Source organism: Pseudomonas folii (genome assembly GCF_014357575.1).
In the GTDB taxonomy this organism is placed as follows: domain Bacteria; phylum Pseudomonadota; class Gammaproteobacteria; order Pseudomonadales; family Pseudomonadaceae; genus Aquipseudomonas; species Aquipseudomonas folii.
Genome location: NZ_JACONW010000042.1, coordinates 1 through 18,989 on the forward strand (window position 1 = coordinate 1; position 18,989 = coordinate 18,989).

The 18,989-nt window shown below is 58.7% G+C and carries 20 protein-coding genes; 10 read left to right on the top strand and 10 right to left on the bottom strand.

The window, feature by feature from the left end; genetic code table 11:
* Positions 1-73: 73 nt before the first annotated feature.
* From rsmD to H8S59_RS11170, 3 genes are read right to left on the bottom strand one after another with little or no spacing between them, the layout of a single operon-like run.
* Positions 74-658, bottom strand: coding sequence for a 16S rRNA (guanine(966)-N(2))-methyltransferase RsmD (gene rsmD / locus H8S59_RS11160; RefSeq protein WP_087268486.1), 585 nt, complete (start codon positions 656-658; stop codon positions 74-76).
* Positions 658-2,136 (bottom strand): M16 family metallopeptidase, encoded by a 1,479-nt coding sequence (locus H8S59_RS11165; protein ID WP_187521439.1) that lies wholly within the window; start codon positions 2,134-2,136, stop codon positions 658-660. The genes rsmD and H8S59_RS11165 overlap by 1 nt, the downstream gene beginning before the upstream one ends.
* Positions 2,133-3,485 carry a M16 family metallopeptidase gene (locus tag H8S59_RS11170; protein ID WP_087268492.1) on the bottom strand — a complete coding sequence of 451 codons (1,353 nt, stop codon included), beginning with the start codon at positions 3,483-3,485 and terminating at the stop codon, positions 2,133-2,135. Before H8S59_RS11170 ends, H8S59_RS11165 begins: the two co-directional genes overlap by 4 nt.
* Before the next feature lie 369 nt (positions 3,486-3,854).
* Here H8S59_RS11170 and ftsY point away from each other — a divergent pair, with 369 nt between their 5' ends.
* The 6 genes from ftsY to H8S59_RS11200 all read left to right on the top strand — a co-directional run bounded on the left by ftsY (position 3,855) and on the right by H8S59_RS11200 (position 10,388).
* The gene (gene ftsY, locus H8S59_RS11175; RefSeq protein WP_187521440.1) at positions 3,855-5,378 is read left to right on the top strand and encodes a signal recognition particle-docking protein FtsY; all 1,524 of its coding nucleotides are present in this window, start codon (positions 3,855-3,857) and stop codon (positions 5,376-5,378) included.
* Positions 5,375-6,046 (top strand): cell division ATP-binding protein FtsE, encoded by a 672-nt coding sequence (gene ftsE, locus H8S59_RS11180; RefSeq protein WP_027899698.1) that lies wholly within the window; start codon positions 5,375-5,377, stop codon positions 6,044-6,046. Before ftsY ends, ftsE begins: the two co-directional genes overlap by 4 nt.
* Entirely contained in the window at positions 6,043-7,068 is a 1,026-nt protein-coding gene (gene ftsX, locus H8S59_RS11185) for a permease-like cell division protein FtsX (RefSeq protein WP_187521441.1), read from the top strand. The genes ftsE and ftsX overlap by 4 nt, the downstream gene beginning before the upstream one ends.
* Positions 7,069-7,177: 109 nt before the next feature.
* Positions 7,178-8,032 (top strand): RNA polymerase sigma factor RpoH, encoded by an 855-nt coding sequence (gene rpoH, locus H8S59_RS11190; RefSeq protein WP_027899700.1) that lies wholly within the window; start codon positions 7,178-7,180, stop codon positions 8,030-8,032.
* A 352-nt stretch (positions 8,033-8,384) separates the two neighbouring features.
* Positions 8,385-9,560, top strand: a complete 1,176-nt coding sequence (gene solA, locus H8S59_RS11195) for an N-methyl-L-tryptophan oxidase (RefSeq protein ID WP_187521442.1) — start codon at positions 8,385-8,387, stop codon at positions 9,558-9,560.
* A gap of 48 nt (positions 9,561-9,608) precedes the next feature.
* On the top strand, positions 9,609-10,388 hold the full coding sequence (locus H8S59_RS11200; protein ID WP_095101028.1) for a MetQ/NlpA family ABC transporter substrate-binding protein: 780 nt from the start codon (positions 9,609-9,611) through the stop codon (positions 10,386-10,388).
* Between the two features lie 344 nt (positions 10,389-10,732).
* Here H8S59_RS11200 and mtgA read toward each other — a convergent pair whose 3' ends face one another.
* On the bottom strand, positions 10,733-11,443 hold the full coding sequence (gene mtgA, locus H8S59_RS11205; protein WP_095101030.1) for a monofunctional biosynthetic peptidoglycan transglycosylase: 711 nt from the start codon (positions 11,441-11,443) through the stop codon (positions 10,733-10,735).
* 80 nt (positions 11,444-11,523) lie between these two features.
* Between mtgA and H8S59_RS11210 the strand changes: the two genes are divergently transcribed.
* The 4 genes from H8S59_RS11210 (at position 11,524) to trmB (ending at position 14,028) form a co-directional block, all read left to right on the top strand.
* Positions 11,524-11,901 carry a DUF423 domain-containing protein gene (locus tag H8S59_RS11210; protein ID WP_187521443.1) on the top strand — a complete coding sequence of 126 codons (378 nt, stop codon included), beginning with the start codon at positions 11,524-11,526 and terminating at the stop codon, positions 11,899-11,901.
* 198 nt (positions 11,902-12,099) lie between these two features.
* Positions 12,100-12,300 carry a sulfur carrier protein ThiS gene (thiS, locus tag H8S59_RS11215; RefSeq protein WP_187521444.1) on the top strand — a complete coding sequence of 67 codons (201 nt, stop codon included), beginning with the start codon at positions 12,100-12,102 and terminating at the stop codon, positions 12,298-12,300.
* 54 nt (positions 12,301-12,354) lie between these two features.
* Positions 12,355-13,149 carry a thiazole synthase gene (locus H8S59_RS11220; RefSeq protein ID WP_187521445.1) on the top strand — a complete coding sequence of 265 codons (795 nt, stop codon included), beginning with the start codon at positions 12,355-12,357 and terminating at the stop codon, positions 13,147-13,149.
* Between the two features lie 231 nt (positions 13,150-13,380).
* The gene (gene trmB / locus H8S59_RS11225) at positions 13,381-14,028 is read left to right on the top strand and encodes a tRNA (guanosine(46)-N7)-methyltransferase TrmB (RefSeq protein WP_214658295.1); all 648 of its coding nucleotides are present in this window, start codon (positions 13,381-13,383) and stop codon (positions 14,026-14,028) included.
* Positions 14,029-14,134: 106 nt separating this feature from the next.
* On the opposite strand, the gene H8S59_RS11230 is transcribed toward trmB, so the two are convergent.
* The 6 genes from H8S59_RS11230 to metX form a co-directional block, all read right to left on the bottom strand.
* Positions 14,135-14,458, bottom strand: a complete 324-nt coding sequence (locus tag H8S59_RS11230) for a DUF3392 family protein (RefSeq protein WP_187521446.1) — start codon at positions 14,456-14,458, stop codon at positions 14,135-14,137.
* Positions 14,459-14,467: 9 nt separating this feature from the next.
* Positions 14,468-15,682, bottom strand: coding sequence for a radical SAM family heme chaperone HemW (gene hemW / locus H8S59_RS11235; RefSeq protein WP_187521447.1), 1,215 nt, complete (start codon positions 15,680-15,682; stop codon positions 14,468-14,470).
* On the bottom strand, positions 15,679-16,275 hold the full coding sequence (gene rdgB, locus H8S59_RS11240) for an RdgB/HAM1 family non-canonical purine NTP pyrophosphatase (RefSeq protein WP_187521448.1): 597 nt from the start codon (positions 16,273-16,275) through the stop codon (positions 15,679-15,681). Before rdgB ends, hemW begins: the two co-directional genes overlap by 4 nt.
* Positions 16,272-16,706, bottom strand: a complete 435-nt coding sequence (locus tag H8S59_RS11245) for a DUF4426 domain-containing protein (RefSeq protein WP_187521449.1) — start codon at positions 16,704-16,706, stop codon at positions 16,272-16,274. The genes rdgB and H8S59_RS11245 overlap by 4 nt, the downstream gene beginning before the upstream one ends.
* A gap of 130 nt (positions 16,707-16,836) precedes the next feature.
* Complete coding sequence (gene metW, locus H8S59_RS11250; protein ID WP_095101043.1) at positions 16,837-17,457, bottom strand: methionine biosynthesis protein MetW; 621 nt, start codon at positions 17,455-17,457, stop codon at positions 16,837-16,839.
* 7 nt (positions 17,458-17,464) lie between these two features.
* A complete protein-coding gene (gene metX, locus H8S59_RS11255) occupies positions 17,465-18,604 on the bottom strand; it encodes a homoserine O-succinyltransferase MetX (protein WP_187521450.1) in 1,140 nt (379 codons plus the stop codon).
* Positions 18,605-18,989: the final 385 nt, after the last annotated feature.

Here is an 18,989-nt window from a genome sequence, read left to right on the forward strand (position 1 = left end):
ACGTCGTTAACATCAGATGGCGAGCAAATATTGAATCCCGCCCAGGCGAAGCCTTACCGGCGTTGGATCAGATTCACCCACGCTGCCAAAGCGCGTAATACACCTGCCCGGCTTTCTTCTCCCGGTGCAGACGCCAGCTACCCGGCAAACCGGTGGTCGATGGCGGGGTTTCGCTTTCGGTGTAGATCCAGGCGTTGTCCGCCAGCCAGCCGTGGGATTCCAGCAGCGCGCAGGCCGAGGCCAGCAGATTCTGGTGGAACGGCGGGTCGAGGAACACCACGTCGAATGGCTCGGCGGTCTGGGTTTCCAGATGGCGCAGCGAGTCGGCCTGTGTGACCTGGCCAGTGGTGCAGTTCAGCATGCTCAGGTTCTGGCGCAGGCTCGCGATGGCTGCGGCACTGTTGTCCAGTGCCAGGCCCTTGCTGGCGCCACGGGACAGCGCTTCGAAAAACAGCGCGCCGCTGCCGGTGAAGACATCCAGCACCTTGGCGCCAGCGATGTCCATCGCCAGCCAGTTGAACAGCGTTTCGCGGACACGATCCGGCGTCGGGCGCAGACCGGGGGCGTCGGGGAAGGTCAGCTTGCGACTGCCCCATTCGCCACCAATGATGCGCAGTTGACCCAGGCCGTTATGGCCCTTCGGGCGTGGATTGGCCATTAATGCTCCGGGACCCCAAGAGGGCGTTCAGCAGGTTTGTCGGTGGGCGGCGGCAGCGGCTTCTGCGCTACGGTCGGCCCGGCGGTGACGATGACCATCTTGTCAGCGCTCAAGTGCTTGTTCATTACCTCTTTGACTTGCTCCACGGTCACGCTTTGCGACTGGGTCATGAAGTCTTCGAGGAACGTCAGCGGCAAGTCGTAGAAGCCGATAGCGCCCAGTTGCGCAACGATGGACGAGTTGCTCGCCGCAGTCAGCGGGAAGCTGCCGGCCAGTTCGCGCTTGGCGTCGTCCAGTTCTTTTTGGGTGGGGCCGTTGGCAAGAAAGTCGCGGACGATGTCCTGCACCAGCTTCAGGGTGTTTTCGCTCAGTTCGGCACGGGTCTGCAGGCCGATCATGAACGGACCTTGGGTCTGCATTGGCGTGAAGCCCGATGACACACCGTAAGTCAGGCCGCGCTTTTCACGGACTTCAGTCATCAAACGGCTGCCGAAGCCACCGCCTCCGAGTACCGAATTGCCCAACGACAGCGCCGCGTAGTCAGGATCGTTACGCTTGATGCCCAATTGCGCCAGCATCAGGTGAGTCTGCTTGGAAGGAAACTCGATGTGCGTTTCGCCAGCCTTGGGTTCGGCAGGGGTTGGCAACTTGGCCAGTGCCGGGCCTTTAGGCAGCGATGCCGAGACTTGCGCAGCGATCGCCTGAGCTTCGTCGCGGGACAGATCGCCCACCAGCGCAATTACCACGTTGCCAGCTGCATAAGCCTTGGCGTGAAACGCTTTGAGCTGCGCGAGGGTGATCGGTTTGATGGACTCGGCAGTGCCTTCGCTCGGATGACCGTAAGGATGATTGCCGTACAGACGCTTGAACAGCTCTTCGCCTGCCAGCGAACCCGGGTTCTGCTTCTTGTATTCGAAGCTGGCCAGCAACTGGTTCTTGATGCGCGTCAGTGAGTCGGCAGGGAAGGTCGGTTTGCCCACTACTTCGGAGAACAGTTTCAATGCAGGCTCACGCTTGTCTGCCGCGCTCAGGCTGCGAATCGAAGCCACTGCCATGTCGCGATAGGCACCGTTGCTGAAGTCCGCGCCGAGGCCTTCGAAGCCCTGGGCGATGGCGGTCACGTCCTTACCTTTCACGCCTTCGTTGAGCATGGCGTTGGTCAGCACAGCGACGCCCGGCAGGTTCTGATCCTGACTGCTGCCTGCTGCGAAAGTCAGGCGCATATCAAACATAGGCAACTCGTGAGCTTCGACGAACAGAACTTTGGCGCCTTCCGCGGTTTGCCAGGTCTGAATATCCAGCGTGCGACGCGCCGGAGCCTTGCCGTCGAGTTCTTTCAAGGACTCCAGAGCAGGGCGGGCGGGTGTGGCATTGCCGGCGGCTTCTTCAGCCAGTGCCGATTGGGTCGCGAAAACTCCGAGGCTGGTGGTCAACAGCAGGCCAAACAGCATCTTACGTGGGCCGTTGCGCTCACTCATTTTGCTTTCTCCTCAGGCAGAACGTGCGCAACGCTGAGGCGCTCACGGGTGAAATAGGTGCTGGCGGCTTTCTGGATGTCAGCCGGAGTCACGCTTTGCAGCGCGGCCAGTTCCTCATCGATCAACTTCCACGACAGGCCGACGGTTTCCAGTTCGCCGATGGTGCTGGCCTGACTGGTGATCGAGTCGCGCTCGTAGACCAGACTCGCGATCACCTGAGCACGTACTCGCTCCAACTCTTCGTTGGTTGGCGGTTTGGTTTTCAGCTCGTCGAGCAAACGCCAGATACCGGCTTCAACGTCAGCCAGGGTTTTCTTCTTCTGGGTGTTGGGCGTGGCGCTGATCATGAACAGGCTGTCGCCGCGGGCAAAAGCGTCGTAGTTCGAGCCTGCACCGGAAACCAGCTCTTCGCCACGTTCCAGGCGCGTCGGGATGCGCGCGCTGTAGCCGCCATCCAGCAAGGCCGCGATCAGGCGCAGGGCGTTGACCGAACGTGGGTCTTCGGCAGTGGCCAGACTTGGAACGTTAAAGCCGTACATCAGGCTTGGCAGTTGAGTCTGTACGTGCAGGGTGATGCGACGCTCGCCAGGTTCAGCCAGCTCCAGTGGTTTTTTCGACGGCGGTACGTCACGGCGCGCAATCGGGCCGAAGAAGCGTTCAGCCAGGGCTTTGACTTCGTCGGGCTTGACGTCTCCCACTACAACCAGTGTGGCGTTGTTGGGTACGTACCAGGACTGATACCAGTGGCGCAGTTCCTCGACCTTCATGCGGTCAAGGTCAGCCATCCAGCCAATGGTTGGCGTGTGATAACCGCTGGCCGGGTAAGCCATGGCCTTGAAGCGCTCGTAGGCTTTGGACGTCGGTTTGTCGTCGGTGCGCAGACGGCGTTCTTCCTTGATTACTTCGATCTCGCGGCTGAACTCGTCGGCAGGCAGCGTCAGGCTGGCCATGCGATCGGCTTCCAGCTCGAACGCCACCGCCAGGCGATCACGCGCCAATACCTGGTAGTAGGCGGTGTAGTCGTCACTGGTGAACGCGTTTTCTTCAGCGCCCAGATCCCGCAGGATCAGCGAGGCTTCGCCGGGGCCGGTTTTCGAGCTGCCTTTGAACATCATGTGTTCAAGGGCGTGGGACAGTCCGGTCTGGCCTGGGGTCTCGTAACTGGAGCCCACTTTGTACCAGACCTGCGACACCACAACCGGCGCGCGGTGATCTTCGCGGACGATGACCTTGAGGCCATTGGCGAGGGTGAATTCATGGGTAGGTTGCGGATCGGCGGCCATTGCGCCGAATGGCAGACAAATTGTGCCGAACAGCAGGCCTGCGGCACGGCGGGCTAGAGCATTCATTCGTAATTTGAACCTGTAAGACGGCCCGTTTGAACTTAGCGTCCACGGGCGCGGGGGTGTTAGGATAGCGGCCTGTTTGCTCTGCGACCATGACAAAGATGCAGGAACGCATTGCGCAGCAACCGTAGGACCGGCTTTAGCCGGGAGGGGGATGGCACATTCAAGGCATCTTGATCGGCCCACATGCCGCCCTCCCGGCTAAAGCCGGTCATACGAGCGATGGTGGCAAGCCGCTCGCACCTACAGTAATGCGCGGATTATGCTCGGCCAGCAGATGAACAAGCAGACTGAAATGTAGTCTGTTTCGCATACCAGAATTTTTCAGAGGCGCCGCTCTGGCGCGTCGCTACCTTGAGATAGCCGTCCTCCATGTTTGGTTCCAACGACGACAAGAAGACCCCAGCCCCGGCTGGTGAGAAGAAAGGCCTGTTCGGATGGCTGCGCAAAAAGCCGCAGGAAACCACTGCCGAACAGCCTCAAGACTTATCCACAGCAGCGCCCGAGCCGGTCATTGAATCGACTCCGCTGGCGGCTGAGCCGCAGCCTGCTCCGGTATTGACGCCCGAGTCAGCGCAGGACACCGCTGCTGAACCTGGTCAGCCGGGCGAGCCGACGCCTGAGCCTTGGCTGACCTTGCCGGTCGCCGAAGAGCCTGTCGCGCTGGTCAATGAATACGAGCTGCACGTCACGCCGCCGATTGCGCCTGTTGCTGCTCCGGTTGAGCCTCAGCCAGAATCGCCTCGTATTGACGTGCCGATTGCCGAGCCAGAATCGACCATCATTCCAGAGCCAGAGCCAGAGCCAGAGCCAGAGCCAGAGCCAGTTGCGGTAGAACCTGAGCCGCAACCTGAGCCGGTTGTTCCTCCCGTGGTTGCTGCCATGGCGCCTGCCGCTGCTGCCGCTGTTGCACCCATCATCGAAACTCCGGCGGCCCCCGCTGCAGCCCAGCCTGAAGCCACCAAAGCCGGTTTCTTTGCTCGCCTCAAACAAGGTTTGTCCAAGACCAGCGCCAGCATTGGCGAAGGTATGGCCAGCCTGTTCCTGGGCAAGAAGGCTATCGACGATGACCTGCTGGAAGAAATCGAAACCCGCCTGCTGACTGCCGACGTTGGCGTCGAGGCAACGGGTGTCATCATCCGCAGCCTGACCCAGAAAGTAGCCCGCAAGCAGCTCACCGATGCCCAGGCGTTGTATGCCTCTCTGCAGGATGAGCTGGCGGCAATGCTCAAACCGGTTGAGCAGCCGCTGGTCATCAACGCTGCGCAAAAGCCGTTCGTGATTCTGGTCGTCGGCGTCAACGGCGCAGGCAAAACCACGACGATTGGCAAGCTGGCGAAGAAGCTGCAACTGGAAGGCAAGAAAGTCATGCTGGCTGCCGGTGATACCTTCCGTGCCGCTGCCGTCGAGCAATTGCAGGTCTGGGGTGAGCGCAACAAGATTCCGGTCATCGCCCAGCACACCGGTGCCGACTCCGCCTCGGTGATCTTCGACGCCGTGCAGGCCGCCAAGGCGCGCGGTATCGACGTGTTGATCGCCGACACCGCCGGTCGTCTGCAAACCAAAGATAACCTGATGGAAGAGTTGAAGAAGGTGCGCCGGGTGATCGGCAAGCTTGACGCAGACGCACCTCACGAGGTTCTGCTGGTGTTGGACGCGGGTACCGGACAGAACGCTATCAGTCAGGCCAAGCATTTCCACCAGGCTGTCTCGTTGACCGGCCTGGCACTGACCAAGCTGGACGGTACGGCTAAGGGCGGTGTGATCTTTGCCCTCGCCAAACAGTTTGATCTACCCATTCGCTACATCGGCGTGGGTGAAGGCATCGATGATCTACGTACCTTTGAAGCCGAGCCGTTTGTTCAGGCCCTGTTTGCGGAGCGCGAGCGCACATGATTCGTTTCGAACAGGTCGGTAAACGCTATCCGAACGGACACGTCGGCTTGCATGAGCTGAGCTTTCGAGTGCGTCGTGGCGAATTTCTGTTCGTGACCGGGCACTCCGGCGCGGGCAAAAGCACTTTGCTGCGCCTGCTGCTGGCCATGGAGCGCCCGACCACCGGCAAACTGCTGCTGGCGGGGCAGGACCTCGGTCAGATCAGCAATGCACAGATTCCGTTCCTGCGTCGGCAGATAGGCGTCGTGTTCCAGAATCACCAATTGCTGTTTGATCGCACGGTGTTCAACAACGTCGCTTTGCCGCTGCAAATTCTTGGGTTGTCCAAGCTGGAAGTCACCAAGCGTGTCGACTCCGCCTTGGAGCGTGTGGCTCTTTCAGACAAAGCCGAGCTGTACCCCGGCGATCTGTCTACCGGCCAGCAACAACGGGTCGGCATCGCTCGCGCCATCGTCCATCGCCCTGCTTTGCTGCTGGCGGATGAACCCACCGGTAACCTCGATCCACGGCTCGCAGCGGAAATCATGGGTGTGTTCGAAGACATCAATCGTCTCGGCACCAGCGTGCTGATTGCCAGTCACGATCTGGCGCTGATTGCGCGTATGCGTCACCGAATGCTCACGCTGCAACGCGGTCGCCTCATCGGTGACGGGGAGGCTGGGGTATGAGTGCTACACGTTCCCCGAAGGTTTCCGAGCGCGTCTCGCCGAAAGCCGCTGATCCTGCTCCGAAAAAGTCAAAAAACAGCCATGACGATGACGGCCCGGATTTCGGTACGCTGTTCAACGCTTGGCTGGAAGCGCATCGCTCAAGCTTGATCGACAGCTTGCGGCGCCTGGGTAAGCAGCCAATCGGCAGCTTCTTCACCTGTCTGGTGATGGCGATTGCACTGAGTCTGCCCATGGGCTTGTCGTTGTTGCTCAACAATGTCGAGCGGTTAGGCGGTTCCTGGCAGCGCGCTGCGCAGATTTCGATTTACCTGAAGCTGGATACCAGTGCGAGCCAGGGCGAAAAATTACGTAACGAAATTCGTCTGATGCCAGGCGTAGCCGAAGCTGAATACATCAGTCGGGAACAGGCGTTGACCGAGTTCCAGCAGCAGTCAGGCCTGGGCGAAGCGCTCAAGGAATTGCCGGAAAACCCGTTGCCGGGCGTTGTGCTGGTCACGCCTGATGAGGTGGACAAGCCTGCGCTAGAGGCCTTGCGTACTCAGCTGGCAGGCATGCCCAACGTTGAACAGGCGCAACTAGATCTGGTCTGGGTTGAGCGCCTGGCAGCGATTCTCAAGTTGGGTGACCGCTTTGTATTCGGGCTGACTGTGCTACTGGTCGCGGCATTGCTGCTGGTCATTGGTAACACCATTCGTCTGCACATCGAGAACCGTCGCACCGAGATCGAAGTCATTAAACTGGTAGGCGGCACCGATAGTTATGTACGGCGTCCCTTCCTTTATATGGGCGCATTGTATGGCCTCGGGGCAGGATTTCTGTCCTGGGGCGTGCTGGCTTTCGGGCTCGACTGGCTCAACGATGCCGTCATTGGCCTTGCCGGATTGTATGGAAGTGATTTTTCTCTGGCTGGCGTTCCGGCGTCCGATGGTCTATCACTCTTGCTTGGAGCGGTGTTGTTAGGGTATATCGGTGCCTGGATTGCAGTAGCACGCCATTTGAGAGAGCTGGCACCTCGGTAAATTTTTCTTCATGTATTGACTTTTTCATACAGGGAACTTGTATAGCGGTTCCCGAGTCAATTTCGCAGTGCTGAACTGCACGAGTCATGTGACGGAGGTAACATTTCGTATGACCACTTCTTTGCAACCTGCGTATGCCTTAGTCCCGGGTGCGAACCTGGAAGCCTATGTGCACACGGTGAACAGCATTCCTTTGCTGACCCCTGAGCAGGAGCGTGAACTGGCTGAGAGTCTCTATTATGAGCAGGATCTGGGGGCGGCTCGGCAGATGGTCCTCGCCCACCTGCGTTTTGTTGTGCACATCGCACGCAGTTATTCCGGTTACGGCCTGGCTCAATCAGATCTGATTCAGGAAGGTAACGTTGGCCTGATGAAGGCCGTTAAACGCTTCAACCCGGAGATGGGTGTGCGTCTGGTTTCGTTCGCTGTTCACTGGATCAAGGCGGAAATTCACGAGTTCATCCTGCGTAACTGGCGCATCGTGAAAGTCGCGACCACCAAGGCCCAGCGCAAGCTGTTCTTCAACCTGCGCGGACAGAAGAAACGTCTGGCGTGGCTGAACAATGAAGAAGTTCATCGCGTGGCTGAAAGCCTAGGCGTTGAGCCGCGTGAAGTGCGCGAGATGGAAAGTCGCCTGACCGGTCACGACATGGCGTTCGATCCGGCTGCTGAAGCCGACGACGACAGCGCGTTCCAGTCGCCAGCGAACTACTTGGAAGACCATCGTTATGATCCGGCACGTCAGTTGGAAGATTCCGATTGGACTGACAACTCCACTGCCAATCTGCATCAGGCGCTGGAAGTGCTGGACGACCGCAGCCGTGACATCCTCTACCAGCGCTGGCTGGCGGAAGAAAAAGCCACGCTGCATGACCTGGCGCAGAAGTACAACGTCTCCGCCGAGCGTATTCGTCAGCTTGAAAAGAGCGCGATGAACAAGCTCAAGTTGTCGATAGCCGCGTAATACCGGCTCATCGACAGATAAACGCCCTGACCGGGAAATCGGTCGGGGCGTTTTTGTTTTGTAGCGACCGATGATCTTCTGTAGGAGCCGAGCTTGCTCGCGATGAACGATGACGCGATGGACCTGAGAGACAGCAGCGCCTGCATCGCGAGCAAGCTCGGCTCCTACAGGTCACCCGTTTGCTCGCAATAGTGTGGTCTCAGAGACATTGGGCACCTCTTGTAAAACACCACTCGCTATCTGATTTACGCAGGTAGGAGTGTGCTTTTTCCGGCATAAGCTTATGGCTTTTTGATCGTTGCCTTGCATAAGCATAAATACTCAAATGTCCGCTTTTTGGACGAATGAATCGATGGGCGAGCGTTGTGAAGTAGCGGTGTTGGGCCTTGGCGCGATGGGCGCTGCGACGGCGTATCAGCTGGCTAAAGCCGGGATTGATGTAATCGGCGTTGACCGCTTCAATCCTCCCCACACCGAAGGCTCCAGCCACGGTGACACCCGTATCACCCGTCTGGCCGTGGGTGAAGGCGCAGAATATGTGCCGATCGTCCACAACTCTCACCGAATCTGGCGCGAACTTGAGGCGCTGACAGGGGAGTCGTTGTTTGAGCAGTGTGGCGTTTTGGTGATGACGTCCAGTCCTGCGTATGACCCTCAAGACGAAAACGATTTCACCCATCGCACCATTCACCTGGCCAAGACCTACGGCATTGACCACGAAGTGCTAAATGCCGGGGAAATTCGCCAACGCTTTCCGCAATTTTCCCCCGTGCTGGACACTGCGATTGGCTATTTCGAGCCGGACGGCGGCTATGTGCGGCCGGAGCGCTGCATCGATGTGCAGCTAAAGCTGGCACGACAGCATGGTGCAAGGTTGCTGACCGGTGAAACCGTCACCGGCATCAGTTCGACCGAGCAGGGCGTCACGGTCACCACCGATAAACGCGCAATCCAGGCTAATAAAGTCGTTGTCAGCGCGGGCATGTGGTCGGCGGACTTACTGGGTGCGCCTTTCAACCAGCTGTTGCGGGTCTGTCGTCAGAAGCTGTTCTGGTTCGAGTTGGAAGAAGACGCCACATTCGCGCCAGTATCGCCGAGCTTCATCCTGACTCACGGGCCTGGTGATGTAGACGTCAACTACGGTTTCCCGCCACTGCCGGGTGAGGGCAGCATGAAAGTCGCCACCGAGCAGTATCGTGACGCTTCTTCGGCAGGCTCTCTGGACAGGACCATCAGCGCCGCAGAAGAGCAGGACATGTTCGACGCTCAGGTTCGCGGCAAGATCGCTGGCGTGACCTCGCGGGTCGTCAAATCCTCAGTGTGTGCCTACACCGTCACGCCCGATTACAACTTCATCATCGACGAACACCCGGCCATGAAAAACGTGCTGGTTGTTTCCGCCTGCTCGGGCCATGGCTTCAAGCATTCCGCCGGGCTGGGCGAAGCACTCGCGCAGTGGTGCATCAACGGCAAGAGCGATGTGGACCTGTCGGCCTTTTCCTTGAAGCGTTTCGACGATCAGCGTTGAAACGCCCGATTTCTGTATTTATCTGCCCACTCTGAAAGGTGAAGTATCGTGAAACGTGTTGCTCTGTCCCTGGCGCTATTGGTCGCCGCTGTAGGTTCTGCTTATGCCGACACCCTGAAAATCGCAGTGGTGCCTGTGCCCCATGCGGAAATTCTCGAATTCCTCAAGCCAACCCTGGCCAAGGAAGGCGTGACCCTGGATGTGAAAGTGTTTTCGGACTACGTGCAGCCGGATCGTCAGGTGGATGAAGGTTTACTGGATGCCAACTACTTTCAGAGCAAGCCGTATTACGACGCCTACAAGAAGAGTCATCCGGGCAGCGATCAAGTGCCGGTGGTTGCGGTACACATCGAACCGTTCGGTGCGTACTCGAAGAAGATCAAATCCATTGCAGAGCTTAAGGATGGCGCAACCATCGCTATCCCCAACGACCCGACCAACTCCGGACGTGCGCTGTTGCTGATCGCCAAGCAAGGCCTGATCACCCTGAAAGACCCAAGCAACATCATGGCGACCCGTCAGGACATCACCAGTAACCCGAAAAACCTGAAGTTCAAAGAGCTGGAAGCGGCGATGCTGCCTCGCGCCCTTAGCCAGGTTGATCTCGCACTGATCAACGCCAATTACGCGCTGGAAGCGAAGCTTGAACCGCATAAAGATGCGCTGTTCATTGAAAGCTCTGAATCGCCGTACGCCAACTACCTGTACGTACGCCGTGACAAGGCAGATCTGCCTGCTGTGAAAAAGCTGGGTGCCGCGCTGAATTCACCTGAAGTGAAGGCGTTCATCCTGGAGAAATACCACGGGGATGTGGTGCCAGCGTTTTAATCGGGATCAGTTCGCGCCCTCGGTAGGAGCGAACTTGTTCGCGATCTGGCGCGAAGCGGCAGCAATGGCTGCGCCTCGGTGCATGTGCTGGAATCGGGTCGCTGGATACGACTGCTGCGCAGCCGTTCGCGAACAAGTTCGCTCCTACAGAATCTGGGGCGCCCCACAGATGGATAACATCCCGGCTTCTTGACGGCCTCGGTAGGAGCGAACTTGTTCGCGATCTGGCGCGAAGCGGCAGCAACGGCCGCGCCTCAGTGCATGTGCTGGAATCGGGTCGCTGGATACGACTGCTGCGCAGCCGTTCGCGAACAAGTTCGCTCCTACCGGTTCGAGTCGGCCCGCTAAAACTTGCGGCTGTTATTCAAGCCGAGCAGGTAATCGTCCCCACCCAATTGCTGCATCTGCCGACGGATCCAGCTGGCGCGGCCTGCGACGTAACTGGTCGGACGGCTGGCGCTCCATTCTCGGGGGTTGGGCAGTACGGCTGCCAGATAACTGGCCTGCTGCACCGAAAGCGCACTGGCATTCACGCCGAAGTGATGCTGCGCCGCCGCCTGCGCGCCGAACACACCGTCATCCCACTCGACGCTGTTCAGATACACCTCAAGGATCCGCTGTTTGGACCAGAGGATTTCAATCAGTCCGGTAAACCACGCCTCAAGGCCTTTGCGCAGATAGCTGCGACCCGACCACAGGAACAGGTTCTTGGAGACTTGCTGGCTCAGGGTGCTGGCACCGCGAATCGAACCACCCATCTCGTTGTGGGCAATGGCTGCCTGAATGGCTTCAACATCAAAACCCCAATGCTCAGCGAACTTCTGATCTTCGCCCGCGATAACCGCGACCTTCAGGTCATTGGAAATCTTGTCCCATGGCTGCCAGGTGCGCTGCAGATCAATCGGCTTGCCGTCGACCCACGATTCAATCTTGCGCTCAACCATCAGCGCTGTGCCCGGTGGCGGCACGAAGCGGAAGATCAGGACCAGCAACACGCTGCCCGCTGCAAACCAGAGCAGGGCTTTGATGACACGACTTACTAGTGAACGCAGCATAGAGATGGCTTGGCCGAACCCGTTGAGCGGGCCATTATACAGACCGTGCGCCTTTGGACGATTCTTGAACGGAGTTAGTTATGGTTCGTAGCTTTTTAATGTTGGCAGCGTTCTTTGGTTTTACCGGCGTAGCGCTGGGAGCCTTTGCTGCCCATGCCCTCAAGAGCCGCCTGAGCCCTGAGTATCTGGCGATTTTCCATACCGGTGTGCTTTATCAACTGATCCACGCATTGGCGATTCTGGGCGTGGCGGTGCTGGCCGCTCAGCTTCCGGGCAGGCTCATGACCTGGGCGGGGTTCTCGTTTGCGCTGGGGATTGTGCTGTTTTCCGGCAGCTTATATATGTTGACCCTGACCGGCATCAGCAAGCTGGGGATTATTACCCCGTTTGGCGGGTTGGCGTTTCTGGTGGGCTGGGCGTTGCTGGGCTTGACCGCTTGGCGGTTGGGTGGGGTTTGATTCTCGTCAGACCACGGATCGGTAGGAGCGAACTTGTTCGCGAGGCGGTTTAGTTGACGAAGTCCATCTATCGCCTGTACTGACGCCTCGCGAACAAGTTCGCTCCTACCGGGTGAGGCCCCACACATCGCTTTACCTTGGTCATACCCGCTGATCGGGCTAGAATGCTCGCCCCAAAAATGATGGCTGCTCCCGCGCATGCACATTCAGTTGAACGGTGAACCCTTTGAATTGCCGGACGGCGCGACCGTTCTGGCATTGCTGACCCGCCTCGATCTTGTCGGGCGTCGAGTCGCAGTCGAGCTGAATCTGGATATCGTGCCGCGCAGCCAGCATGAGTCCACGGTCCTGAGCGAAGGCGATCAGGTCGAAGTCGTCCACGCGATTGGCGGCGGCTAGGCTTCGACGTTTTCTGATTCAACTGCAAGACCTCAACTTCCAAGAGGATTTCCAATGAGCAATGTTCGCAGCGACAAGCCGTTTGTACTGGCCGGTCGGACTTTCGAGTCGCGCCTGCTGGTGGGTACCGGCAAGTATGTGGATATGGAGCAGACCCGTCTGGCCATCGAAGCGTCGGGTGCCGAGATCGTCACTGTCGCGGTTCGCCGTACCAACCTGGGCCAAAACCCGGGTGAGCCGAATCTGCTGGATGTCCTGCCGCCGGATCGCTACACCATCCTGCCGAACACAGCAGGCTGCTTCGGCGCAATCGAGGCGGTGCGCACCTGTCGCCTGGCGCGTGAACTGCTCGATGGCAAAAATCTGGTCAAGCTGGAAGTCCTGGCGGATCAGAAAACCCTGTTCCCTAACGTCATCGAAACCCTCAAGGCCGCCGAAGTGCTGGTCAAGGAAGGCTTCGACGTGATGGTTTACACCAGTGATGATCCGATCATTGCGCGTCAGCTGGCTGAAATCGGCTGCATCGCAATCATGCCGTTGGCCGGCCTGATCGGCAGCGGCCTGGGGATCTGCAACCCCTACAACCTGCAGATCATCCTGGAAGAAACCAAAGTGCCGGTGCTGGTGGATGCCGGTGTCGGCACTGCATCCGACGCTACCATTGCCATGGAGCTGGGCTGTGAAGCGGTGCTGATGAACTCGGCCATCGCTCATGCCCAGGACCCGATCCTTATGGGCGCAGCCATGAAGCACGCGGTGATTGCTGGCCGAATGGCTTACCTTGCCGGCCGTATGCCCAGAAAACTTTACGCCAGCGCGTCTTCGCCGCTGGATGGGTTGATCCGGTAGCGGCGCCCCGTAACAAATGACCAACTGGTAGGAGTCAACGTGTTGGCGAGGTGGTTTGCCAGATACGCCGCCTCGCTAACGAGTTAGCTCCTACCACAAACGCATTCCAACTCAGATGTACGCGTTGTTTGATGAGATTTTTTGATGACTGATCCAGACGTTCCAAACCCAGAGCTGCCTGTTGCCGAAGAAGGCGAAGAGCGCCAGCACCGTCGTATCAAGAGTTTCGTGATGCGCGCCGGTCGCATGACTGAAGGCCAGCAGCGTGGTCTGGACCAAGGTCGTCCACTGTATGTGCTGCCGTTGACCGACGCACCGGTGGATTACGATCAGGTGTTCGGTCGCTCTGCGCCGCGCACGCTGGAAATTGGTTTCGGCATGGGCCACTCACTGCTGGAAATGGCAGCGGCTGCGCCGGATCAGGATTTCATCGGTGTTGAAGTGCACTATCCGGGTGTTGGCGCGCTGCTCAACGGCGTGCTGACTCAGGGCCTGACCAACGTACGGGTCTACGATTGCGACGCGATTGAAGTGCTTAACCGTTGCATCGCCGATAACAGCCTCGACCGTCTGATGCTGTTCTTCCCGGACCCATGGCACAAGAGCCGCCACCACAAGCGCCGCATCGTACAGCCCGCATTTGCCGAACTGGTGCGCAGCAAGCTCAAGGTCGGCGGTGTTCTGCACATGGCCACTGACTGGGAACCGTATGCCGAATTCATGCTGGAAGTGATGAACATCGCGCCGGGCTATCGCAACCAGGCCGAAGACGGCAAATGCGTGCCACGACCAGCGGAGCGTCCGATCACCAAGTTCGAACGCCGTGGTGAGCGTTTGGGGCATGGGGTTTGGGATTTGAAATTTGAGAAGGTGGATTAATCCGCCGATCCTCCGGTAGGAGCGAACTTGTTCGCGAGGCGATATTCCTGTGTTCGCAGGATCAATGTCTCGCCAACAAGTTGGCTCCTACCGTTTCTACTGAACGTTACTTCCTGTCCGCAACAACCCCGATCAACACCAGCACCACCACCAACACCGGCGCCAGGCTGTAGTTGTTGAACTGGCTCAGGCCGCGAATCACCCACGGAGTGGCGTAGATCAGTGCCGCGCCGCTGCCGATGGTGACTAGCAAGGCCATCAACGGGATGCGCAAGGCGCCCGCGAAGCTGCTGATGCGTTGTTCGACCCAGCCTTTGAAGTCACCGCCAAACAACACCAGCAAACAGCCCACCAGGGCGAGAGATATTTCCGAGAGGTTGCTGCGGCTCCAGCGGGAGATGGTGGCGAGCAGGTCCAGTATCAAATCCATGCAGGGTCCTTAGATAAGAAAATATTGCAGCAGGTCGTTGAGAAACAACTGACCTTGCGGCGTTGCGACCAATCGGGTCGGATCAGCTTGCAGCAGCCCACGTTGCTCGGCTTGCTGGCGCGCACTGGCCAGCGAATCGAGGCTTAGACCGGTGCGTTCGAGAAATAATGCAGCGTCCACTCCATTTGTCAGGCGCAGCGCGTTCATCAGGAATTCGAAGGGCAATTCTTCGACGCTGAGCAGCTTCTCACCGGCCTTGAACGGCTTGGCCGGGTTCAGATAATCCTTCGGCAAGCGGGTCTTCCAGGTGCGTACGATGCGCCCGTCCGGATGGCTGAGCTTGCCATGGGCTCCGGCACCGATACCGATGAAGTCGCCGAAGCTCCAGTAATTCAGGTTATGCCGCGCCGGTCTGCCGGGTTGCGCATAGGCCGAGACTTCGTACTGCGCGTAACCGTTTTGCGCCAGCAGCAACTGCCCGGCTTCCTGGATATCCCACAGAATGTCATCTTCCGGCAGCGTCGGCGGCTGGTTCCAGAACACAGTGTTCGGCTCCAGCGTCAGCTGATACCAGGACAAATGCGTCGGTTTCAGGTCGATGGCTTGTTGCAGATCGCCCAATGCATCCTCGGGCGATTGATCCGGCAAGCCGTGCATCAAGTCCATGTTGAAGTTATCAAATCCCGCCTGGCGCGCCATGTCGGCGGCCCGAATGGCTTCATCGCCGTTGTGAATACGCCCCAGTGCCTTGAGTTTGGCTTCCTGGAAACTCTGGATGCCGATGGACAGGCGATTGATGCCCAGCCCGCGATAGGCGCTGAACTTGACCTGCTCGAAGGTACCGGGATTGGCCTCCAGGGTGATTTCGATGTCGCTGGCAAAGCGAATGCGTTGTTCGACACCTTTGAGCAAGCGGCCCAAGGCGTCTGCACTGAACAGGCTTGGCGTGCCGCCGCCGAAGAAGATCGAACTGAGCTCGCGACCATAAACGTAAGGCAGGTCCAGATCCAGATCGGCCAGCAGCGCATCGATGTACTCCGCTTCCGGCAGCACAGGGCTGGCGGTGTGGGAGTTGAAGTCGCAGTACGGGCATTTGCGTACGCACCACGGGATATGGATGTACAACGACAACGGCGGCAGTTGCGGCAAGGCTGTCCTCGGTTCGGTCGATGAGAAACCGGTGGTGCCGAGGAACAGCGGTGTTGCAGGCGTTTCGTGGGTCATTTCAAAGCCAGGCGTTGACGCAAGATGGCCATGGCGCGGGCGCGGTGGCTGAGCTGGTTTTTCTCGGCGGGGCTTAGTTCGGCGCTGGAGCAGTCCCGCTCAGGTACCCAGAACAATGGATCGTAACCGAAACCTTGCTCGCCGCTGGCAGCAGTCAGGATGCGCCCGTGCCAAAGGCCTTCGCAGAGGATCGGCAATGGATCATCGGCGTGACGCACCAGCGCCAGTACGCACACGAACTGCGCGCCGCGTTGCTCTTGCGGGACTTCTTTAAGGGCGTCGAGCAATTTGGCGTTGTTGGCGGCATCGCCTTTTCCATCGGCATAGCGCGCAGAATAAATGCCCGGTGCGCCGCCCAGAAAATCCACCGCCAGCCCCGAGTCGTCAGCCAGCGCTGGCAACCCTGAAATCCGTGCCGCGTTGCGGGCTTTGAGAATGGCGTTCTCAACGAACGACAGGCCGGTTTCTTCCGGCTCCACGTTGCTGAATTCGCCGATAGAGCGCAGTTGCACGCTGTCGCCGAGCATGGCCTGGAGTTCTTTGAGCTTGCCTGCGTTGTGGCTGGCCAATACGAGCTGCGGGAAGGTCATCATTCGCCTGGATAGAGTTCTTGATTGAAGCTGAAGGAATGCTTGTCTTGATTCCCGGCTTTCACATCGATGTTGAAGGTGTAGGTTCCGGCTTGTTCAAGCGGGAACTGCGCAATGTAGCTGATCCAGCCTTTGTCCGTGACTTGCTTGAAGGTCAGAAGCTTTGGGCGTCCGGTCAGGTCCTTGTAGGTGCCTGCCACCACGGACGGCGCTGGCTTGCCCGCCTTGAGCACGGTGATATTCAGCACGTTCAGCTGTTTGCTGCGGATCAGATCGGATGCTTTCGCCACGTCCGCTGACAAGGTGGTTGAAGCAAAAGCGTTGTAGTAGACGGTCACGTCGCCGAACGTTTCCTGCCGGTTGGGCTTGGCGTAGTCAGCAGCAAATGCCGACAGGCTCAGGGCGCACATCAACATGATTGCCAGGCGATGCATGGTTACTCTCCTGATTTGTTGGAGCGAGGCTTGCCCGCGAATGGGACGACCCGGATACGCAGGCACTCCGCGTTATCGTTCTTCGCGGGCAAGCCTCGCTCCAACAGATCCTGGTCTGGCGGTCCAATCCTCAAACCGCGATCTTGTGTTCCTGCAAACCCGGGCTGCTGACCCGATAGATACCGATCTCACCCAACAGGTTAGGCCATTGTTTGCTGGCCCAGCCGTGCCGATGCTGCTGATCCACTGCCAGCCGATCAATGACCTTGGCGTGGCGGCCACGGCACAGCTCTTCGAAGTCTTCGAAGGTGCAGAAGTGGATGTTCGGCGTGTTGTACCAGGTGTAAGGCAGGAAGTCCGACACCGGCATCCGGCCTTTGGTCGCCAGATACCAGCGGCAGCGCCAGTGACCGAAGTTCGGGAAGGTGATGATGCACTGGCGGCCCACGCGGAGCATTTCGTCGAGGATCTTGTCCGGGTAATGCACGGCTTGCAACGCCTGGGTCATGACTACGATATCGAAGCTGTCGCTGGCAAAGTTGCCCAGGCCCTTGTCCAGGTCCTGCTCGATGACGTTGACGCCCTTGGTGATGCAGCGGGCAATGTTATCGGCGTCGTTTTCCAGGCCGTAGCCGGTGACTTGCTTGTTGTCGCGCAGCCAGGCCAGCAGTTCGCCGTCGCCGCAACCGAGGTCGAGCACGCGGCTGCCCGCAGGGATCCATTCTTGGATGATTTCCAGATCGGCTCTCATGGCGTCCTCAAAATACAATTCGGTTCATGTAGCTGGAGAACGCCTGCAGGTAGCGTGGGATCGGGATCAGGAACGCATCGTGGCCCTGAGGCGCGTCGATCTCCAGATAGCAGACGTTCTTCTTTGCCGCCATCAGTGCGTCCACCAGTTCCCGGGAGCGGGCAGGCGAGAAGCGCCAGTCGGTGGTGAACGACATGACGCAGAAGTCTGCGGTCACGTTGGCGAAGGTGGCAGCCAGATTGTCGTTGAACGCGCCTGCTGGGTCGAAGTAGTCCAGCGCTTTGGTCATCAACAGGTAAGTGTTGGCATCAAAGCGGCCGGAGAACTCTTCACCCTGATAGCGCAGGTAGCTTTCAACCTGGAATTCCACACTGTGGAAGTCATAGTTGAGCTTCTCGCTTTTCAGGCCGCGACCGAATTTCTCGCCCATGGAGTCATCGGACAGATAAGTGATGTGGCCGACCATTCGCGCCAGCATCAGCCCGCGTTTGGGAATGACACCAACCTCCTGGAAGTCGCCGCCATGGAATTCCGGGTCCGAGAGGATCGCCTGACGCGCCACTTCGTTGAAGGCAATGTTCTGTGCCGACAATTTTGGGGCCGAGGCAATCGCCAGGCAGTGCCGAACCCGATCCGGGTAAGTCATGGTCCATTGCAGTGCTTGCATGCCGCCCAGACTGCCGCCAACCACAGCTGCCCATTGCTGGATGCCCAGCATGTCAGCGAGCCGCGCCTGGCTGTGTACCCAGTCTTCAACGGTCAGGACCGGAAAGTTGGCACCGAAGGGTTTGCCGGTTTCCGGGTTGATACTGCTCGGGCCTGTCGAGCCATTGCAGCCGCCCAGATTATTCAGGCTGACGACGAAAAAACGGTTGGTATCGATAGGCTTGCCGGGACCGATGCAACTGTCCCACCAACCGGGTTTGCGGTCATCGACGCTGTTATAGCCCGCCGCGTGGTGGTGACCGGAAAGGGCATGGCAGATCAACACGGCATTGCTGCGCGCGGCGTTGAGTTGGCCATAGGTTTCATAGATCAGATCGTAGGCAGGCAACGAGCGGCCACAGGCCAGTGCCAGAGGCTCGCTGAAATGTGCCGTTTGCGGCGTGACTAGACCGACAGAATCTTCGGGAAAGACCGTGGACATCGACCCTGCTCTCGCTTAAATGAGGCGTAAGTCTAATGACCACCGGGGGGAGGGGCAACAGAGGAATTCGGTGGGGGCTCAAGGTGGTGCAAAACCCTGCGGGAGCTGAGCTTGCTCGCGATAATGACGCCGCGATCCAAAGTGAATCGTGTTCAGCCATATCGAGGCAAGCAGCGCACATCGACCGCTCTGTCCCGTAGGACCGGCTTTAGCCGGGAGGGCAGCATTTCAGGCGAAGGAAGTTCAGCGGATGTCCCGACTTCCTCCCGGCTAAAGCCGGTCCTGCAAGATCAAAATCAACCTTGCTGGCGGACATGGAATTTCCCGCGAGAGACGCTTCAGCAGGCAGGGATTGTGTTTCCCATAAATGCTTAACCCGCTGGAT